Raw genomic sequence first — 2180 nt, forward strand, 5'->3', positions numbered from 1 at the left:
CCATTAGCACAGGCATCAGAAATGTCCGGTGATGACTTAGCCTTTCACATTTACAATCTGCCTTAGCGTTCGCACGACCTCAACCAGATCTTTCTGCAGGCTCATGACCTTATCGATATTTTTGTAAGCACCGGGAATTTCATCCAGTACGCCTTTGTCTTTTCTGCACTCTATGCCCTGTGTCTGATCTTCAAGATCACGAACAGTGAAGGTTTTTTTGGCAGCGGTACGGGACATCGTCCGTCCTGCACCATGGGCACAGCTGCAAAAGGCTTCGGGGTTGCCTTTGCCACGAATAATGTAAGACCTGGCGCCCATAGAGCCTGGAATAATACCCAGCTCGTCATTTCTGGCCCGGATAGCCCCTTTACGAGTCACCCAGACTTGCTGGCCATCATGGAACTCCTGCTCAACAAAGTTGTGGTGGCAGTTAATGGCTTCATTAATGACGGTGAAGGGTTTCAGATGCAGGCGCAGTGTTTTAAGAATACTGTTCATCATATGTTCCCGGTTCAGCAGGGCGTAGTTTTGTGCCCATGCAACGGCATCAACGTAGTCATCAAAGTGCTCTGAACCTTCCTTCAGGTAGCCGAGGTCTCTGTCGGGCAAATGGATCTGTTGCCTTTCCATGTCTTTACGAGCCAGCTGAATAAAGTACTGACCTATCTGGTTACCGATACCCCGGCTGCCGGAATGCAGCATGACCCATAGGTTGTCCTGTTCGTCCAGACACAGTTCGATAAAGTGGTTGCCAGAACCGAGGCTGCCCATTTGACGAACAAACTTGTCCCGGTTGCCTCTTTGGATGATATTCGGATGCTTTTCCAGAATACGTTTTAAGCCAAGGGCAACCGATGAATCACCGGCTATTTGCGCTTCTTTGTGCTGTCCACCTGCTCCCAGGGGAATAACCTTTTCAATACCATTTCGAATGGCCAAAAGGTTTTCCGGCAGATCAGAAGCTTTCAGTGATAACTGAACCGCATTCATACCACAGCCAATATCCACGCCAACGGCAGCAGGGATAATGGCTTCAGTGGTAGCGATAACTGATCCTACTGTTGCGCCTTTTCCGAGATGGATGTCAGGCATCCCGGCTACATGTTTGTGAATAAAGGGCAGGCTGGCGACTTTGCGCATCTGCTCAAGTGCCTGTGGGCTGACTTCATCCGTCCAGATTTTTACTGGCTTTTGGATTTCAGTTCCTTCTAATAAAGTGATCACTGGCATAATGTAGTACCTCTCTCATTATTTTCAGCATTATGATTTAAAATATGGCTGAACAAATGGTAGCTGGATTTTGCCATGTTCCGATAGTGAAGCGTGCCAATAAATTCATTTTGAGTTGAAAATATTTCTAAGACACAGATTAGAAAAGGATTAATACCTTTAAAGCTTGTTGAGAGATTCTACGGCTCAGTAAAAACGCCAATTTTATCGACTGAGCGGGTAGCACTTTTCGTTGAGGTTTTTGTTAGGTGTACTGTCATTATTGTTATGAATTTTCTTGAAGAAGATGGCTCTGTAGGTCTAATGTAATTTGATCAGGGAGGTACTACTGCATGGATGCATCTATCAAACCAATATTCAGTCTATCAACAGAGGCATCCTCTCAAACGGTAGATTGAGCTGCAAGTTCACCTGTAGCAATTGTTCCGTCTGTAAATTCCAGATTCAAACCCTCTCTCCACCATCATAATGAACGGTCATTTGAGGCCCACCTGAGAAAATGAGTCATTAATGAGATCTATTTGGCTCAGGAAACAAGATTACAGGTTATGGGGGGGCTTTAGGGGGTGTGGGGTTCTGATCATTTTTGGAACCTGAGCCTGGGACATTCTCGCTACCGTGATGTTGAGGAGGATGAGTGAGAGCCGGAATATCAGATCAAGCACTGGTAAAGGTACAGACAATGCAGAGATTTATCCTGTGGGGGGGGTGGCGACATTCGAAGCAGCAAAGCCTGAAGCGCCTGACTGCAAGGGAGTGATAGAAAATAGGAAATGCAGAAGGGCGACTGAAAAAAATTTCAATGCTTATCCCTTTGTTACTGATGCCAAGTGAAATGCAAAGAATAGATGAGTCTGCGAAATGGTGTATAAATAGTGCAGAATCGTTTGATTTCACAGTACATGGCTGGTGAAATTTTCTTAAATTATCCTGTTTACCATATAATAGGC

General features: G+C 45.4%; 1 protein-coding gene. It reads right to left on the reverse strand.

The window, feature by feature from the left end; translation table 11 throughout:
- Positions 1 to 36 precede the first annotated feature (36 nt).
- On the reverse strand, positions 37 to 1230 hold the full coding sequence (locus KDK16_RS08925; RefSeq protein ID WP_257275677.1) for an RtcB family protein: 1194 nt from the start codon (positions 1228 to 1230) through the stop codon (positions 37 to 39).
- Positions 1231 to 2180: the final 950 nt, after the last annotated feature.

The organism is Endozoicomonas sp. SESOKO4, assembly GCF_024606275.1.